The following is a 15,646-nucleotide window of genomic DNA, read 5'->3' on the forward strand; positions in this document are numbered from 1 at the left end:
GCCGACTCGAGCCTCGACCAGAAGGATCCGCGACCACCGTGTTCGATACCCTCTCCGACCGCCTCGCAGCGACGTTCAAGAACCTCCGGGGCAAGGGGCGCCTCTCCGAGGCGGACATCGACGCCACCGCGCGCGAGATCCGCATCGCCCTGCTGGAGGCCGATGTCGCGCTGCCCGCCGTCCGCGCCTTCATCAAGCAGGTCAAGGAGCGGGCCCTCGGTGCCGAGGTCTCCCAGGCCCTGAACCCGGCCCAGCAGGTCATCAAGATCGTCAACGAGGAGCTCATCGGCATCCTCGGCGGCGAGACCCGCCGGCTCCGCCTCGCCAAGACCCCCCCGACCGTCATCATGCTCGCCGGTCTGCAGGGTGCCGGTAAGACGACGCTCGCCGGAAAGCTCGGCCTCTGGCTGAAGAACCAGGGCCACGCCCCGCTGCTCGTCGCCTGTGACCTCCAGCGCCCCAACGCCGTCAACCAGCTCTCGGTCGTCGCCGAGCGCGCCGGCGTCGCGGTCTTCGCACCGGAGCCGGGCAACGGCGTGGGCGACCCGGTCCAGGTCGCCAAGAACTCCGTCGAGTTCGCCCGCTCCAAGCAGCACGACATCGTGATCGTCGACACCGCCGGCCGCCTCGGCATCGACGCCGAGATGATGCAGCAGGCCGCGGACATCCGCGACGAGGTGCAGCCGGACGAGATCCTCTTCGTCGTCGACGCGATGATCGGCCAGGACGCGGTGAACACCGCCGAGGCCTTCCGCGACGGCGTCGGCTTCGACGGCGTCGTGCTCTCCAAGCTCGACGGCGACGCCCGCGGCGGTGCCGCGCTGTCGGTCGCGCACGTGACCGGCAAGCAGGTCATGTTCGCCTCCAACGGCGAGAAGCTGGACGACTTCGACGCGTTCCACCCGGACCGCATGGCGTCCCGCATCCTCGGCATGGGCGACATGCTCAGCCTCATCGAGAAGGCCGAGCAGACCTTCAGCCAGGACGAGGCCGAGAAGATGGCGGCCAAGCTGGCGAAGGGGCCGAAGGAGTTCACGCTCGACGACTTCCTGTCGCAGATGGAGCAGGTCCGCAAGATGGGCTCCATCAGCAAGCTGCTCGGCATGCTCCCGGGCATGGGCCAGATGCGGGACCAGATCAACAACCTGGACGAGCGCGACGTCGACCGTACCGCCGCGATCATCAAGTCGATGACCCCGGCCGAGCGCCAGGACCCGACGATCATCAACGGCTCCCGCCGCGCCCGTATCGCCAAGGGCTCCGGCGTGGACGTCAGCGCCGTCAAGAACCTGGTCGAGCGGTTCTTCGACGCCCGCAAGATGATGTCCCGCATGGCCCAGGGCGGCGGCATGCCCGGGATGCCCGGCCTGCCGGGCATGGGCGGCGGTGCGGCCCGCAAGAAGAAGCAGACCAAGCAGGCCAAGGGCAAGCGGCAGTCGGGCAACCCGATGAAGCGCAAGGCCGAGGAGCAGGCCGCCGCCGAGCGCCGCGCGCAGCAGCCGGCGAGCCCGTTCGGCCTGCCGGCCGGCGGTCAGGACGGCCAGGACTTCGAACTCCCCGAGGAATTCAAGAAGTTCATGAAGTGAGGTTCCGGGCGCCCGCGTTGACGGGCGCCCGTGCCCTAGTTGTGCGCCACCAGGTAGCGGAACACATTCGGCATCCACACCGTGCCGTCGTGGCGCAGATAGGGATGCAGGGCCTCGGCCAGTTCCTTGGCCACCTGTTCCCCGTCCGTGGCCCGTTCGGCCGCGTCGAAGGCACCGGTGGAGAGCAGGCCGCGGATGGCGCTGTCCAAGTCGGCATATCCGTACGGGCAGGCCACACGTCCCGAACCGGCGGGCCGCAGACCCGCCGCCCGGGCGAGCTCCTCCAAGTCGTCGCGCCCGCTGGGCCGCCACCGGGCGGGCGCGCACATCGGGTCCGCGAGCCGGGCCGCGACCCGGAACGCCCCCGACGCCGCACAGCGCTCCGGCGGCCCCCAGCCCGCCAGCACGACCGGTGCACCGCGCTCGGCGAGGCCCGCCGCGCGGACGAGCTCCGGCACGCCGACGCCGGGACCGCCGCCCGTCGGGCAGAGCGGGCCGAAGGCCGTGACGAGGGTGAACGGCCCGTCGCCCGGCTGCGGTACGCCCTCCGGGCCGCCCGGCCGCAGCCGGGCACGGGTCGGGGAGGCGCCGGGTGCGCCGTCCGACAGCAGCCGGCCGCGGGCCATTTCCAGCCGGTACGGGTCGTGTTCGGTGCCCCACACCTCGGCGCCGCGGGCGGTGGCCATCAGCAGGGCGAGGCCCGAGCCGCAGCCGAGGGCGAGCAGCCGGGTGCCGGGTCCGGTCTCCAGCCGTTCGTAGACCGCCTCGTAGAGCGGCACCAGCATCCTTTCCTGGATTTCCGCCCAGTCGCGGGCCCGGGTGTCGGGCGAGGTCGAGGACGGCCGGTGCCGCCGAGCGAGCGTTGGTGTCATCGAAAGCGCCCCAATCCGCCGAGAGCCGTGTCAACGTCCGAAAAGCCGCCCCCATGTGTGGTGCCGTGCGCGCTGGTGCAAAAGCCCCCCGATGCCAGAGAACTCCGCTTCGGGGCCCGAGTCCAGGGTCCGAAGGGAGAACGTTCGGGAGGCCGGACGGACGGGGTTGCGGACGAGCGGATTCACACTCGGCGTGACGCGCCCCGTACCATTCCCACCATGGCAAAGGCTCCCATTCTCACTCCCCGGGCGGAAGACTTCCCGCGCTGGTACCAGGACTTGATCAACAAGGCCGAGCTGGCCGACAACGGCCCGGTGCGCGGCACCATGGTCATCCGACCGTACGGTTACGGGCTCTGGGAGCGCATGCAGCAGGAGATGGACGCGCGGATCAAGGACGCGGGCGCCTCCAACGCGTACTTCCCGCTCTTCATCCCGCAGTCCTACCTCACGCGGGAGGCGGAGCACGTCGAGGGCTTCGCCCCCGAGCTCGCGGTCGTCACGCACGGCGGCGGCAAGGAACTGGAGGAGCCGGTCGTCGTCCGGCCGACCTCCGAGACGATCATCAACGAGTACTTCTCCAAGTGGGTGCAGAGCTACCGCGACCTGCCCCTGCTGATCAACCAGTGGGCGAACGTGGTCCGTTGGGAGATGCGCCCGCGCGTCTTCCTGCGCACCAGCGAATTCCTCTGGCAGGAGGGCCACACGGCCCACGCCACCTACGAGGACGCCCGCGAGTACGCCGCCCGCATCCACCGCGACGTCTACTACGACTTCATGGTCAACGTCCTGGGCATCGACGTGGTCCTCGGCCGCAAGACGCCCAAGGAGCGCTTCGCGGGCGCGATCAACACCCTCACCCTCGAGGGCATGATGGGCGACGGCAAGGCGCTGCAGATGGGCACCAGCCACGAGCTCGGCCAGAACTTCGCCAAGGCGTTCAACACCTCCTACCTGTCGAAGGACGGGCAGCAGGAGCTCGTCTGGCAGACCTCCTGGGGCGTCTCGACCCGCATGGTCGGCGGTCTGATCATGTCGCACGGCGACGACAACGGCCTGCGCGTCCCGCCGCGGCTGGCGCCGGTCCAGGCCGTCGTCCTGGCGATCAAGGGTGACGAGGCCGTGCTGGCCAAGGTCCGCGAGATCGGTGACGTGCTCAAGGCCGCGGGCGTCCGCGTGCAGGTCGACGACCGCACCGACACCCCCTTCGGCCGCCGCGCCGTGGACTGGGAGCTCAAGGGCGTTCCCGTCCGCATCGAGATCGGCCCGCGCGACCTGGAGAACGGCACCGCGATGCTGGCCCGCCGCATTCCGGGCGGCAAGGAGCCGGTGCGCATCGACGAGCTGGCCGCGCTGCTGCCGAAGGTCCTGGAGGAGGACCAGGAGCTGCTGCTGCGCCAGTCGCGCGAGCGCCGCGTCTCCCGCACGACGGACGTGAAGACCATCGGCGAGGCGGCCGAGGCCGCGGTCGCCGGCGGCTGGGCGCGGATCCCGTGGTCGGTGCTGGGCACGGAGGGCGAGGCCGAGCTGGCCGAGCAGGCCGTGACGGTGCGCTGCCTGGTGAACGAGGACGGCTCCGTGCCGGAGTCGGACGACGCCCCGGGCGCCCTGGCGATCGTCGCGCGCGCCTACTGAGGCACCGTCCGGTCGGCGCGTGAGTGCTGACTGATGCGTCAGTACGTCCCACCTTGCGAACAGGTGCGCGGGTTCTCCGCAGTTCTGCGCACCCGCCCTCGTCGGGGCGTATGAGGCGGGAAACTGACTGGTACGTGCAAAATATTTGGGATGGCCCGGTATCGGAACACCGGGCCGTCCCTGCTCGTTGTCACGACGTGAGCACGACACCACCTGTACTCGCCGCAGAGCTGGCGCAGGCGTGGGCCGACATTCAGCGGTACCACCCCGAGCTGCCGGATCTAGCCGCGCCCGAATCGTTGATCGGGGAGTCGTCGTCCGCCTGTGGCGCCGAGCTCTCCTTCGAAAGGCTGCTGCACGAGGCAGTGCACGGCATCGCGGCCGCCCGCGGTGTCCGGGACACCTCACGCGCCGGCCGCTACCACAACCGCCGGTTCCTGGCGATCGCAGAGGAGCTGGGACTCGACCACAGCGAAGAGCCGCATCCCAGCAGCGGCTTCTCCCTGGTCGTGCTCAACCCGGAGGCGCGCAAGCGCTACCGGCCCACCATGGACAGACTGCAGCGGGCCCTCAAGGCGCACACGGTCGCCACGGCGGCCGACACCACCCGTACCTTCCGGGGCCCGGCGGCCCGGCACGGCTCGTCCGGCGGCGGGGTGCGGGTGAAGGCGGTGTGCGACTGCGGGCGCAACGTCCGGGTCGTGCCCTCCGTGCTCGCGCAGGCACCGATCATGTGCGGCGGCTGCGGGCAGCCGTTCCGCATCCCGGAGACCGTTTCCGTCGGCTGAGGCGGGCCCGGGCCGGTTCACGGGGTGCGGCAGGCCGGTCCGGGTCGGCCGCCCCCGGCCGGTATGGCACAATGGGGGGCTGTACTCGACAGTCGCACAGGACCCCTCTCTCCTCCGGCTGACGCGTCCATCGGGCACCCGAGTACCGCAACCCCACGTGGCATCCCGTTGTGCCCAACCACGTCAAGACCAGGAGACACCACTCCAGTGGCAGTCAAGATCAAGCTGAAGCGTCTGGGCAAGATCCGTTCGCCTCACTACCGCATCGTCATCGCCGACTCCCGCACCCGCCGTGACGGCCGTGCGATCGAGGAGATCGGCCTGTACCACCCGGTGCAGAACCCCTCGCGCATCGAGGTCAACAGCGAGCGCGCCCAGTACTGGCTGAGCGTCGGCGCCCAGCCGACCGAGCCCGTGCTCGCCATCCTCAAGGTCACCGGCGACTGGCAGAAGTTCAAGGGCCTGCCGGCCCCGGCCCCGATGCTCGTGGCCGAGCCGAAGGACAAGCGCGCCGCGTTCGACGAGTTCACCAAGGCTCTCGAGGCGAGCGAGGCGAAGGGTGAGGCCATCACCCCGAAGGCCAAGAAGTCGGAGAAGAAGGACGAGGCCGCCGAGGCCGAGTCCGCGTCGACCGAGGCCTGAGGATGCTCGAGGAGGCCCTTGAGCACCTCGTGAAGGGCATCGTCGACAACCCCGACGACGTGCAGGTCGCCTCGCGCAACCTGCGCCGCGGGCGCGTGCTGGAGGTCCGGGTCCACCCCGACGACCTCGGCAAGGTGATCGGCCGCAACGGCCGCACCGCGCGTGCACTGCGGACTGTCGTGGGTGCCATCGGCGGCCGGGGCATCCGCGTCGACCTCGTCGACGTGGACCACGTTCGCTGAGCAAGCGATTGAGCACCGGCACGGGCCGGGAAGGGTTCTCCTTCCCGGCCCGTTGTCGCGTTCGTACGGAAAAACCTGAAGGACAGAGGATCGGATCGTGCAGCTCGTAGTCGGCAGGATCGGCCGCGCCCACGGGATCAAGGGCGAGGTCACCGTTGAGGTGCGTACGGACGAGCCCGAGCTGCGGCTCGGACCCGGTGCCGTGCTGGCCACCGACCCGGCCGGTGCCGGGCCGCTGACCGTCGAGTCCGGCCGGGTGCACAGCGGCCGGCTGCTGCTCCGCTTCACCGGCGTCGCCGACCGCAACGCCGCCGAGGCGCTGCGCAACACCCTCCTGATCGCCGAGGTCGACCCGGACGAGACGCCCGAGGACCCCGAGGAGTTCTACGACCACCAGCTGATGGACCTCGAGGTCGTCACCGTCGACGGCACGGTCGTCGGCCGGATCGCGGAGATCTCCCACCTGCCCTCGCAGGATCTGTTCATCGTGGAGCGCCCCGACGGCGGCGAGGTCATGATCCCGTTCGTCTCCGAGATCGTCACGGAGATCGACCTGGACGCCCAGCGCGCGGTCGTCGACCCGCCGCGCGGTCTCCTCGACGCCGCCGAGGCCGAGGTCGCGAGCTCCCGCGAGGAGAGCTCCGAGGAAGAGGGCTCCGGCGAAGAGGGCACCCGCGAAGAGGGTGACGCCTGATGCGCCTCGACGTCGTCACGATCTTCCCCGAGTACCTCGAACCGCTGAACGTCTCGCTCGTCGGCAAGGCCCGCGCCCGCGGGCAGCTGGATGTGCGCATCCACGACCTGCGCGGCTGGACGCACGACAAGCACAACACCGTCGACGACACCCCGTACGGCGGCGGCCCCGGCATGGTGATGAAGCCCGAGCCGTGGGGCGAGGCGCTCGACGAGATCATCGCCTCGGGCGAGGGGGAGCCCGTGATCGTGGTCCCCACCCCGAGCGGCAGGCCGTTCACCCAGGAACTGGCCGTCGAGCTCTCGGAGAAGCCGTGGCTGGTGTTCACCCCGGCCCGCTACGAGGGCATCGACCGCCGCGTCATCGAGGAGTACGGCGACCGCGTCGACGTGCGCGAGGTCTCCATCGGCGACTATGTGCTGGCCGGCGGCGAGGCCCCGGTCCTGGTGATGGTCGAGGCCGTCGCCCGGCTGCTGCCCGGAGTGCTGGGCAACGCCGAGTCGCACCGCGACGACTCCTTCGCACCCGGCGCCATGGCCGACCTGCTGGAGGGCCCGGTCTACACCAAGCCCCCGGAGTGGCGCGGCCGCGGCATACCGGAGGTGCTGGTCAGCGGCCACCACGGGAAGATCGCCCGCTGGCGCCGCGACGAGGCGCTGCGCCGGACGGCCGCGAACCGGCCCGACCTGATCGAGCGGGCCGACCCGGCGGCGTTCGACAAGAAGGACCGCGAAATGCTCTCGATCCTGGGCTGGGCCCCGGGCGATGACGGCCGATTTGGGCGTCCGGGGCAGGCCGTGGAAGAATGAGCCGTTGCCTTGCGTCCGGCGCGCGCCCCTGCCACAGGGGGAAAGACGCCGCCCGCCGCCCAGGCAGCACCTTCGACTTTCCGGAACCGTTCCGCCGATGACCTGTGGCATCGGCGAGGAAGCAGACTCGTATGTCCTCCCTGCTCGACAACGTCAACGCCGCGTCGCTGCGCACCGACGTCCCCGCCTTCCGTCCCGGTGACACCGTGAACGTCCACGTTCGCGTCATCGAGGGCAACCGCTCCCGTATCCAGCAGTTCAAGGGTGTCGTCATCCGCCGTCAGGGCGCGGGCATCAGCGAGACCTTCACGGTCCGCAAGGTCTCCTTCTCCGTCGGCGTCGAGCGCACCTTCCCGGTGCACAGCCCGATCTTCGAGAAGATCGAGCTCGTGACCCGCGGTGACGTCCGTCGCGCCAAGCTGTACTACCTCCGTGAGCTGCGCGGCAAGGCCGCGAAGATCAAGGAGAAGCGCGAGCGCTGATCTGCTCGTCGGAGTCCCGACCGGGCCGGATAGGCTTTCGGTCCGATGGACACCGACGCACAGTTCGCACAGCTTCCGGAGCGCGACCACTCTCCAGAACCCGTCGAGGGGGAGGAGCAGGGGTCGCGCTCCGCGCATGTCCGGGGCTCCTCCCCGCTGCGCGCCCTGCGGGAGTGGGCGACGGGCGGCGGGCCGCTGCGCCGGGCCGTGCTGCTGCTGGCCTGCTGCATGGTGTTCGTGCTCCTGGTCAGCAGCTATCTGGTGCAGCCCTTTCTGATCCCGAGCGGCTCGATGGAGAACACGCTCCGGATCGGCGACCGGGTGCTCGTCAACAAACTCGCCTACCGCTTCGGTGACACGCCGCGCCGCGGCGACGTGATCGTCTTCGACGGCACCGACTCCTTCGTCCAGGACCCGCCCCCCGAGAACCCGGTGACGGCGGTGATCCGCAAGGCGGGCTCTTCCGTGGGCCTGATGACCCCGGCGGGCACGGATTACGTCAAGCGGGTCGTGGGCATCGGCGGCGACCGCGTCACCTGCTGCGACAAGCGCGGGCTGCTGCAGGTCAACGGCCATCCGGTGCTGGAGGACGGCTATCTCCACCCCGGCGACGCCCCGTCCCGGGTACCGTTCGACATCGTGGTGCCGGAGGGAAAGCTCTGGGTCATGGGGGATCACCGCGACGACTCCCGTGACTCCCGTGATCATCTGGGGGAGCCCGGCGGGGGCACGGTCCCCGTGGACCGGGTCATAGGACGTGCCGACTGGATCGGCTGGCCGTTCGGCCGGATCCGCTCGCTGCCGAGGACCGGCGCCTTCGACGGCGTGCCGGCTCCGGGGCGGGGGGCCGCCCACGGCGGTATGCCGCATGGGTAGCCACAGCCGTGCTGCCACCGGGGGGCGCGGCCGGGCGGCAGGACGCGCGGCCGAGGAGACCCCCGTACCGGAGGGCCGGGCCGCGCGGCGGAAGGCCGCACGCCGGGCCGTGCGGCGCAGGCGCCGGGCCACGATCCGCGAGGTGCCGGTCCTCATAGCGGTGGCGCTGCTGATCGCGCTGGTGCTCAAGACGTTCCTGGTCCAGGCGTTCGTCATCCCGTCCGGTTCCATGGAGCAGACCATCCGGATCGGCGACCGGGTGCTCGTCGACAAGCTGACGCCCTGGTTCGGGTCCACACCGCAGCGCGGTGACGTGGTGGTCTTCAAGGACCCGGGCGGCTGGCTGGAGGGCGAGCAGACGCACACCGGGCAGGATCCGGTGGGCATCCGGCAGATCAAGCAGGGGCTGACGTTCATCGGCCTGCTGCCGTCCGCCGACGAGCAGGACCTGATCAAGCGCGTGATCGGCACCGGTGGCGACACCGTCAAGTGCTGCGACAAGGACGGCAAAATCACGGTCAACGGAACGCCGTTGGACGAGCCGTACATCCACCCCGGCAACCCGCCCTCACAGATCCGCTTCGAGGTGAAGGTGCCCCGGGGACGGCTCTTCGTCATGGGGGACCACCGCTCCAATTCGGCCGATTCCCGCTTCCATCTGGACGAGGCCGGGCAGGGGACCGTACCGGAGAACCTGGTGGTCGGGCGGGCGATCGTGATCGCCTGGCCGTTCGACCACTGGCGCGGGCTGTCCGGATCCGGCACTTTTTCTTCGGTCGGGGACGCGCCGTCGGCGGGAGCGCGGGCGGGCGCCCCGGAGCATAGGGTGTCCCCCACGGATCAGGAAGGATTGATCCGGCTCCCGACCCCTGCGGAACTCCCGCTCGTTATGGGAGTGGTGGGCCTGCGTCGTATGTACGACAGGCGGCAGCGTGGAGTGAGGAGTGGATTGTGGGGGATTTGGCGGTCGGCGCACGGTCCGGTCACGGAGAGCCCGAGAAGCGGCCGGGCGGGCCGGACGGGGCACCGGGGTCACCGAGGGGTGACGCGCCCGATGAGGCCATGTCCCAGGCCGAGGCCGGGCCGGCCGGGCCGGAGAACGGAGAGGTGACGTCCGGGGAGGAGCCCCCGCGGGCGTCCGGGCGGGGTGCGAACAACATGGTGCCCAAGAAGCAACGATCCTTCTGGAAGGAGCTGCCGATCCTGGTCGGCATCGCTCTCGTCCTCGCGCTCATCATCAAGACGTTCCTGGTGCAGGCGTTCTCCATCCCGTCGGAGTCGATGCAGAACACCCTGCAGCGCGGTGACCGGGTGCTGGTCGACAAGCTCACGCCGTGGTTCGGCTCCAAACCCGAGCGCGGCGAGGTCGTCGTCTTCCACGATCCGGGCGGCTGGCTCGGCGAGACCCCCCAGCAGGACAACGGCCCCATCGCGGGCGGCCTGCAGAAGGTGCTCAGCTTCATCGGCCTGATGCCCTCGGCCGAGGAGAAGGACCTCATCAAGCGGGTCATCGCGACCGGCGGGGACACCGTCGAGTGCAAGGGCAACAACGACCCGGTGGTCGTCAACGGCAAGCCGCTGAACGAGCCGTACATCTTCCCGGGCAACACGCCTTGCGGTGACAAGCCGTTCGGCCCGATCAAGGTGCCCAAGGGCCGGATCTGGGTCATGGGCGACCACCGCCAGGACTCCCTCGACTCCCGCTACCACCAGGAGCTGGACAAGTACCAGGGCACGGTCTCGGAGGACGAGGTCGTCGGGCGCGCCATCGTCGTCGCCTGGCCGCTGAACCGCTGGTCCACGCTGCCGGTGCCGGACACCTTCGACCAGCCGGGCCTGAGCGCGGCGGCCGCTGCCGCACCGCCCGCGCTGGGGCTGGCGGGCGCGGTGCCGCTGGTGCTGTGGCGCCGCCGCCGGATCACCGTCCGGAAGGCCGCGCAGAAGGGCTGACCGGCGCCGGTACCCCCGGGTAGGGTGCGATTCCATGCCGCCGCGGGCGGCGGGATGCGGATCCGAGGCACACGGGGGTCGCGATGAGCGCAGCGGAACGTACGGGCGAGGGCCGCGGCCGCCTGGGCAGGGTGCTGTCCGGGCTGGCCGTGGCTCTCGGCTGTGTGCTCTTCCTGGGCGGCTTCGCCTGGAGCGCGTTCCTGTACCAGCCGTACACGGTGCCCACCGACTCCATGTCCCCGACCATCGGCCGGGGCGACCGGGTGCTCGCCGAGCGCATCCACGGCGGCGACGTGCGCCGCGGGGACGTGGTCGTCTTCCGGGACAAGGTCTGGGGCGACGTGCCGATGGTCAAGCGGGTCGTCGGGGTGGGCGGGGACACCGTCGCGTGCTGCGACAAGCAGGGGCGGCTGACGGTCGACGGCCGGTCCGTCGACGAGCCGTACCTCGGTACCGAGGGGCCCGCTTCGCCCACCGGCTTCTCGGCCACCGTGCCGGAGGGACAGCTCTTCCTGCTGGGCGACCACCGCACCGACTCCCTCGACTCCCGCTACCACCTCACCGATCCCGGCCACGGCACGGTGCCGGGCGACACCGTCCGCGCCCGCGTCGACGCCACGGCCTGGCCGCGCTGGGGCATGCTCGGCCGCCCGTCCTCCTTCGCCGCGCTCCCGGGCGGCACCTCGCAGCCCGGACCGCTGCCGGAGCTGGCGACCGCCGTGATCGCCGGCGCCGTGCTCATCCTGGGAGGTGCGGCGTACGGTCCCGTCGCCCGCCGCGCGGCGGGACGGGCGGCGCGACGGGAGCGACACGAGAGGGCGGTGGCCTCCCATGGCTGAGCACGACGCGCTCCGCAAGGCGGCCCGGGTGGTGCTGCTCGACCGGCAGGACCGCATCCTGCTGCTCCACGGCTACGAACCGGACGACCCCTCCGACACCTGGTGGTTCACCCCCGGCGGCGGGCTGGAGGGCGCCGAGGACTGGGCGGACGCGGCACGCCGGGAACTGGCCGAGGAGACCGGGATCACCGAGATCGAGCTGGGTCCGGTGCTCTGGCGGCGCATCTGCTCCTTCCCGTTCGACGGGCGGCGCTGGGACCAGGACGAGTGCTATTTCCTGGCCCGGACCGACCAGGAGCCCGACTGGACCGGAGGGGGGACGGAGCTGGAGCGGCGCAGTCTCACGGGTCTGCGGTGGTGGACCTGCGGGGAACTGCTCGCGACCCGTGAGACGGTGTATCCGACCAGGCTCGCCGAGCTGCTGCAGAGGCTGCTCGACGAGGGTCCCCCGAGCTCACCGGTGCGCCTGGAGACGGAGCGCGCCTGAAGCACAATGGGGGGACGCACGGCTGAAGGGGAACATGCCATGAGCGCCGAGGACCTCGAGAAGTACGAGACCGAGATGGAGCTGAAGCTCTACCGGGAGTACCGCGATGTCGTCGGACTGTTCAAATACGTGATCGAGACCGAACGGCGTTTCTACCTCACGAACGACTACGAGATGCAGGTCCACTCCGTGCAGGGAGAGGTCTTCTTCGAGGTCTCGATGGCCGACGCGTGGGTCTGGGACATGTACCGTCCGGCCCGGTTCGTGAAGCAGGTGCGGGTGCTCACGTTCAAGGACGTGAACATCGAGGAGCTGAACAAGACCGACCTCGACCTTCCGGGAGGGTGACGCTCCCGTCCCCGGAAGGGTGACGGGGTTTTCCACAACCGCCGGGTTGTCCACCAAGATCCAACAGTTTCCGGCGCAGGCGTCACTCTCGGTGCGGGAGGTGGTGCCGAATGGACGCTCGACGAGCGCTCGGACGCTACGGGGAGGACCTGGCGGTACGTCGGCTGGCCGAGGCCGGGATGACGGTGCTGGCGCGGAACTGGCGGTGCCGTGACGGCGAGCTGGACATCGTGGCCCGCGATGCGGACGCCCTGGTCGTGTGCGAGGTGAAGACCCGCAGAGCCGGGCCGTACGAACATCCGCTGGCGGCCGTGCGGCCCGGCAAGGCGGGCCGGCTGAGACTGCTGGCCGAGTGCTGGCTGGAACGGCACGGCGGGCCGCCGCCGGGCGGTGTGCGGATCGACGTGGTGGGCGTGGTCGTCCCCGACCGCGGTGCGCCCGTGGTGGAGCACATCAAGGGGGTGGCCTGAGATGGGCTTCGCCCGTACCTGCTCGGTCGCCCTGGTCGGGGTCGAGGGCGTCGTGGTCGAGGTCCAGGCCGGGCTGGAGCCCGGCGTCGCGGCCTTCACCCTGGTCGGCCTGCCCGACAAGAGCCTGGTCGAGTCGAAGGACCGGGTCCGGGCGGCCGTGGTGAACTCCGGTGCCGACTGGCCGCAGAAGAAGCTCACCGTGGGCCTGAGCCCGGCCTCCGTCCCCAAGGGCGGCAGCGGCTTCGACCTGGCCGTGGCCTGCGCCGTCCTGGGCGCGGCCGAGCGGGTGGACCCGCGCGCCATCGCCGACCTGATGCTGATCGGCGAGCTGGGCCTCGACGGCCGGGTCCGCCCGGTCCGCGGCGTCCTCCCGGCGGTGCTGGCCGCCGCCGACGCGGGCTACCGGCACGTCGTCGTCCCCGAGGCCACCGCGGCCGAGGCGGCGCTGGTGCCCGGGATCTCGGTCCTCGGAGTGCGCAGCCTGCGCCAGGTCATCGCGGTGCTGGCCGACGAGCCGGTGCCCGAGGAGGACGAGAGCCTGCCGGGCGAGGGCCACCCGGACCCCATGCTGGCCGGGCTCGTCCTGCCGGGAGCCGCCCTGGGCGGGCCCGCGCCGGACGCCCTCGACCGGCCCGACCTGGCCGAGGTCGCCGGCCAGCACCGCGCCCGCCGGGCCCTGGAGGTGGCCGCCGCCGGGCGCCACCACCTCCTCTTCCAAGGGCCGCCAGGAGCGGGCAAGACGATGCTGGCCGAGCGGCTGCCCGGGCTGTTGCCGCCCCTCACCCGTCAGGAGTCACTGGAGGTGACGGCGGTGCACTCGGTGGCCGGGGTGCTTCCGCCGGGGCAGCCCCTCATCGACCGCGCGCCGTTCTGCGCGCCCCACCACTCCGCCTCCATGCCGTCCCTGGTCGGCGGCGGCTCGGGGATGCCGCGGCCCGGGGCGGTGTCGTTGGCGCACCGCGGCGTACTTTTTCTGGACGAGGCCCCGGAGTTCCCCGGGCGGGTGCTCGATGCGTTGCGGCAGCCCCTCGAATCCGGTCATGTGGTCATCGCCCGCTCGGGCGGGGTGATGCGCCTCCCGGCCCGCTTCCTGCTCGCCCTCGCCGCCAACCCCTGCCCCTGCGGCCGGCACGGCATGACGGGGGACGGCTGCGACTGCCCGCCGCGGGTGATCAGGCGCTATCTCGCCCGGCTCTCGGGGCCGTTGATGGACCGCGTGGACCTCAGGGTGATCGTCGAGCCGGTGGCGCGCTCCGAGCTCACCGGGCCGGGCACCGCCGAGCCGACCGCCGTGGTCGCCTCCCGGGTGCTCGCCGCCCGCGAGCGGGCCGCCGACCGGTACGCGGGCACGCCGTGGCGCACCAACAGCGAGGTGCCCGGGCACGAGCTGCGCACCCGCTGGCGTGCCGGTCCGGGCGCGCTGGCCGAGGCCGAGCGGGACATGGAGCGCGGCCTGCTGACGGCCCGCGGGCTGGACCGGGTGCTCCGGGTGGCCTGGACGGTGGCCGACCTCGCCGGGCACGACCGGCCCGACGCCGAGGACGTCGCCCAGGCCCTGGAGCTGCGCACTGGCATCCGGCGGGGCGCGGTCCTGGCGGGGGGACGGCCGTGACGGGGCCCGGCCGGGAGGAGCGGCTGGCGCGGGCGGCCCTGACCCGGCTGACCGAGCCCGGCGACGAGACCATCGGCCGATGGCTGCGGCAGATGGGGCCCGTGGGGCTGGTGCGTGGGCTGACGGGCAAGGGATCACCGCCCCGGGGCGCCCGGGAGGAACGGCTGGCCGGGTGCCGGGCCCGCGCCGAGGTGCTCGACCCCGTGGCCGACCTCGCCGCCGTCGCCCGGCTCGGCGGCCGCTTCCTCTGCCCCGGCGACCTCGAATGGCCCGGCCAGCTGGACGACCTGGGCGACGCCCGGCCCATCGGCCTGTGGGTGCGCGGGAGTCCGGGCGTGCGGACATGGGCGCTGCGCTCCGTGGCGGTGGTCGGCGCCCGGGCCTGCACCGGCTACGGCTCCCATGTGGCGGCCACCTTGGGCGCCGGGCTCGCGGAGCGCGGCTGGGTCGTCGTCTCGGGGGCGGCCTACGGGGTCGACGGCGCCGCCCACAGGGGAGCGCTCGCCGCCGACGGGGCGACGGTGGCGGTGCTGGCCTCGGGGGTGGACGTGCCCTATCCGCGCGGGCACACCGAGTTGCTCGACCGCATCGCGGAACAGGGGCTGCTGCTGGCCGAGTTGCCGCCGGGCGGGCACCCGACGCGCAGCAGATTCGTGCTGCGGAACCGGGTCATCGCGGCCCTGACGCGCGGCACCGTCGTCGTCGAGGCCGAGTACCGCAGCGGATCGCTCGTCACGGCCCGCCGGGCGCGGGAACTCGGACGCCACACCATGGGTGTGCCGGGTCCTGTCACGTCGGGGCTCTCGGCCGGGGTGCACGAACTGCTGCGCGAGGGTGCGTGCCTGGTGTCCGACGCCGACGATGTGGCCGAGCTCGTCGGCGGGATGGGGGAGCTGGCGCCGCCGCGCCGGGGGCCGGTGGTGGCCCGGGACCTGCTCGACCCCGAGGCGGCCGGGGTGCTGGAGGCGGTGCCCGCGCGCGGGGGCGCACAGGCCCGCGCGATCGCCCGCGAGGCCGGGACGGGACGGGAGCGGGCCCTGGCCCGGCTCTACGAGCTCCAGGCCCTGGGCTTCGTGGAACGACAGGGTGATCTCTGGCAGTTGGCTGCCACGGCGTCAACATCCGGTACCCCCAAGCCCCCCGGACGGCATGGCGGTGTGCGGCGAGGCGGTGATTGACCTGGGGTGATCGGGTGAAAGGGTGAAGAGGACGACCGCTGCGGCCCCACGACGGGCCCCTGCCGTCGCGGGCGCCCCGCGGCCGTCGCCGTGACGTTGCGGTCCGCGGAACGTATCTGCGCACACCGAAGGGGTC

General features: G+C 71.9%; 17 protein-coding genes and 1 pseudogene. 17 read left to right on the forward strand and 1 reads right to left on the reverse strand.

Annotated features, from left to right (window positions below):
• The first annotated feature begins 38 nt into the window (after positions 1 to 38).
• Positions 39 to 1,586, forward strand: a complete 1,548-nt coding sequence (ffh, locus tag HG542_RS24365) for a signal recognition particle protein (RefSeq protein WP_171084926.1) — start codon at positions 39 to 41, stop codon at positions 1,584 to 1,586.
• Between the two features lie 35 nt (positions 1,587 to 1,621).
• Here the strand turns inward: ffh and HG542_RS24370 are convergent, their stop codons facing one another.
• Positions 1,622 to 2,458, reverse strand: a complete 837-nt coding sequence (locus tag HG542_RS24370) for a class I SAM-dependent methyltransferase (RefSeq protein WP_171084928.1) — start codon at positions 2,456 to 2,458, stop codon at positions 1,622 to 1,624.
• Positions 2,459 to 2,677: 219 nt separating this feature from the next.
• Between HG542_RS24370 and proS the strand changes: the two genes are divergently transcribed.
• The 16 genes and pseudogenes from proS to dprA all read left to right on the forward strand — a co-directional run bounded on the left by proS (position 2,678) and on the right by dprA (position 15,510).
• Positions 2,678 to 4,093, forward strand: coding sequence for a proline--tRNA ligase (gene proS / locus HG542_RS24375; protein WP_171084930.1), 1,416 nt, complete (start codon positions 2,678 to 2,680; stop codon positions 4,091 to 4,093).
• Positions 4,094 to 4,290: 197 nt separating this feature from the next.
• Positions 4,291 to 4,881 carry a hypothetical protein gene (locus HG542_RS24380; RefSeq protein WP_171084932.1) on the forward strand — a complete coding sequence of 197 codons (591 nt, stop codon included), beginning with the start codon at positions 4,291 to 4,293 and terminating at the stop codon, positions 4,879 to 4,881.
• 207 nt (positions 4,882 to 5,088) lie between these two features.
• Positions 5,089 to 5,523 (forward strand): 30S ribosomal protein S16, encoded by a 435-nt coding sequence (gene rpsP / locus HG542_RS24385; protein WP_171084934.1) that lies wholly within the window; start codon positions 5,089 to 5,091, stop codon positions 5,521 to 5,523.
• Between the two features lie 2 nt (positions 5,524 to 5,525).
• Complete coding sequence (locus tag HG542_RS24390) at positions 5,526 to 5,765, forward strand: RNA-binding protein (protein WP_004924853.1); 240 nt, start codon at positions 5,526 to 5,528, stop codon at positions 5,763 to 5,765.
• Positions 5,766 to 5,862: 97 nt separating this feature from the next.
• Positions 5,863 to 6,459, forward strand: coding sequence for a ribosome maturation factor RimM (rimM, locus tag HG542_RS24395; protein ID WP_171084936.1), 597 nt, complete (start codon positions 5,863 to 5,865; stop codon positions 6,457 to 6,459).
• On the forward strand, positions 6,459 to 7,268 hold the full coding sequence (gene trmD, locus HG542_RS24400) for a tRNA (guanosine(37)-N1)-methyltransferase TrmD (RefSeq protein ID WP_171084937.1): 810 nt from the start codon (positions 6,459 to 6,461) through the stop codon (positions 7,266 to 7,268). The genes rimM and trmD overlap by 1 nt, the downstream gene beginning before the upstream one ends.
• Positions 7,269 to 7,399: 131 nt before the next feature.
• A complete protein-coding gene (rplS, locus tag HG542_RS24405; RefSeq protein WP_171084939.1) occupies positions 7,400 to 7,750 on the forward strand; it encodes a 50S ribosomal protein L19 in 351 nt (116 codons plus the stop codon).
• 45 nt (positions 7,751 to 7,795) lie between these two features.
• Positions 7,796 to 8,626 carry a signal peptidase I gene (gene lepB, locus HG542_RS24410; RefSeq protein WP_171084941.1) on the forward strand — a complete coding sequence of 277 codons (831 nt, stop codon included), beginning with the start codon at positions 7,796 to 7,798 and terminating at the stop codon, positions 8,624 to 8,626.
• A pseudogene (gene lepB / locus HG542_RS24415) lies at positions 8,619 to 9,672 on the forward strand (signal peptidase I). The gene lepB (HG542_RS24410) and the pseudogene lepB (HG542_RS24415) overlap by 8 nt, the downstream one beginning before the upstream one ends.
• On the forward strand, positions 9,587 to 10,576 hold the full coding sequence (gene lepB / locus HG542_RS24420) for a signal peptidase I (protein WP_171085010.1): 990 nt from the start codon (positions 9,587 to 9,589) through the stop codon (positions 10,574 to 10,576). Before lepB (HG542_RS24415) ends, lepB (HG542_RS24420) begins: the two are co-directional and overlap by 86 nt.
• 83 nt (positions 10,577 to 10,659) lie before the next feature.
• Positions 10,660 to 11,415 (forward strand): signal peptidase I, encoded by a 756-nt coding sequence (gene lepB / locus HG542_RS24425; RefSeq protein ID WP_171084943.1) that lies wholly within the window; start codon positions 10,660 to 10,662, stop codon positions 11,413 to 11,415.
• Positions 11,408 to 11,902, forward strand: a complete 495-nt coding sequence (locus HG542_RS24430; RefSeq protein WP_171084945.1) for an NUDIX hydrolase — start codon at positions 11,408 to 11,410, stop codon at positions 11,900 to 11,902. Before lepB (HG542_RS24425) ends, HG542_RS24430 begins: the two co-directional genes overlap by 8 nt.
• Positions 11,903 to 11,941: 39 nt before the next feature.
• Complete coding sequence (locus tag HG542_RS24435; protein WP_007821609.1) at positions 11,942 to 12,250, forward strand: DUF2469 domain-containing protein; 309 nt, start codon at positions 11,942 to 11,944, stop codon at positions 12,248 to 12,250.
• Between the two features lie 110 nt (positions 12,251 to 12,360).
• Positions 12,361 to 12,720 (forward strand): YraN family protein, encoded by a 360-nt coding sequence (locus HG542_RS24440; RefSeq protein WP_171084947.1) that lies wholly within the window; start codon positions 12,361 to 12,363, stop codon positions 12,718 to 12,720.
• A gap of 1 nt (position 12,721) precedes the next feature.
• Positions 12,722 to 14,332: a YifB family Mg chelatase-like AAA ATPase gene (locus HG542_RS24445; protein ID WP_171084949.1), complete on the forward strand. Its 1,611-nt coding sequence runs from the start codon at positions 12,722 to 12,724 to the stop codon at positions 14,330 to 14,332.
• Positions 14,215 to 15,510 carry a DNA-processing protein DprA gene (gene dprA, locus HG542_RS24450; protein WP_176606930.1) on the forward strand — a complete coding sequence of 432 codons (1,296 nt, stop codon included), beginning with the start codon at positions 14,215 to 14,217 and terminating at the stop codon, positions 15,508 to 15,510. Before HG542_RS24445 ends, dprA begins: the two co-directional genes overlap by 118 nt.
• The last annotated feature ends 136 nt before the right edge of the window (positions 15,511 to 15,646 follow it).

Source organism: Streptomyces morookaense, from assembly GCF_013030945.1.
Taxonomy (GTDB): Bacteria; Actinomycetota; Actinomycetes; order Streptomycetales; family Streptomycetaceae; genus Streptomyces; species Streptomyces morookaensis.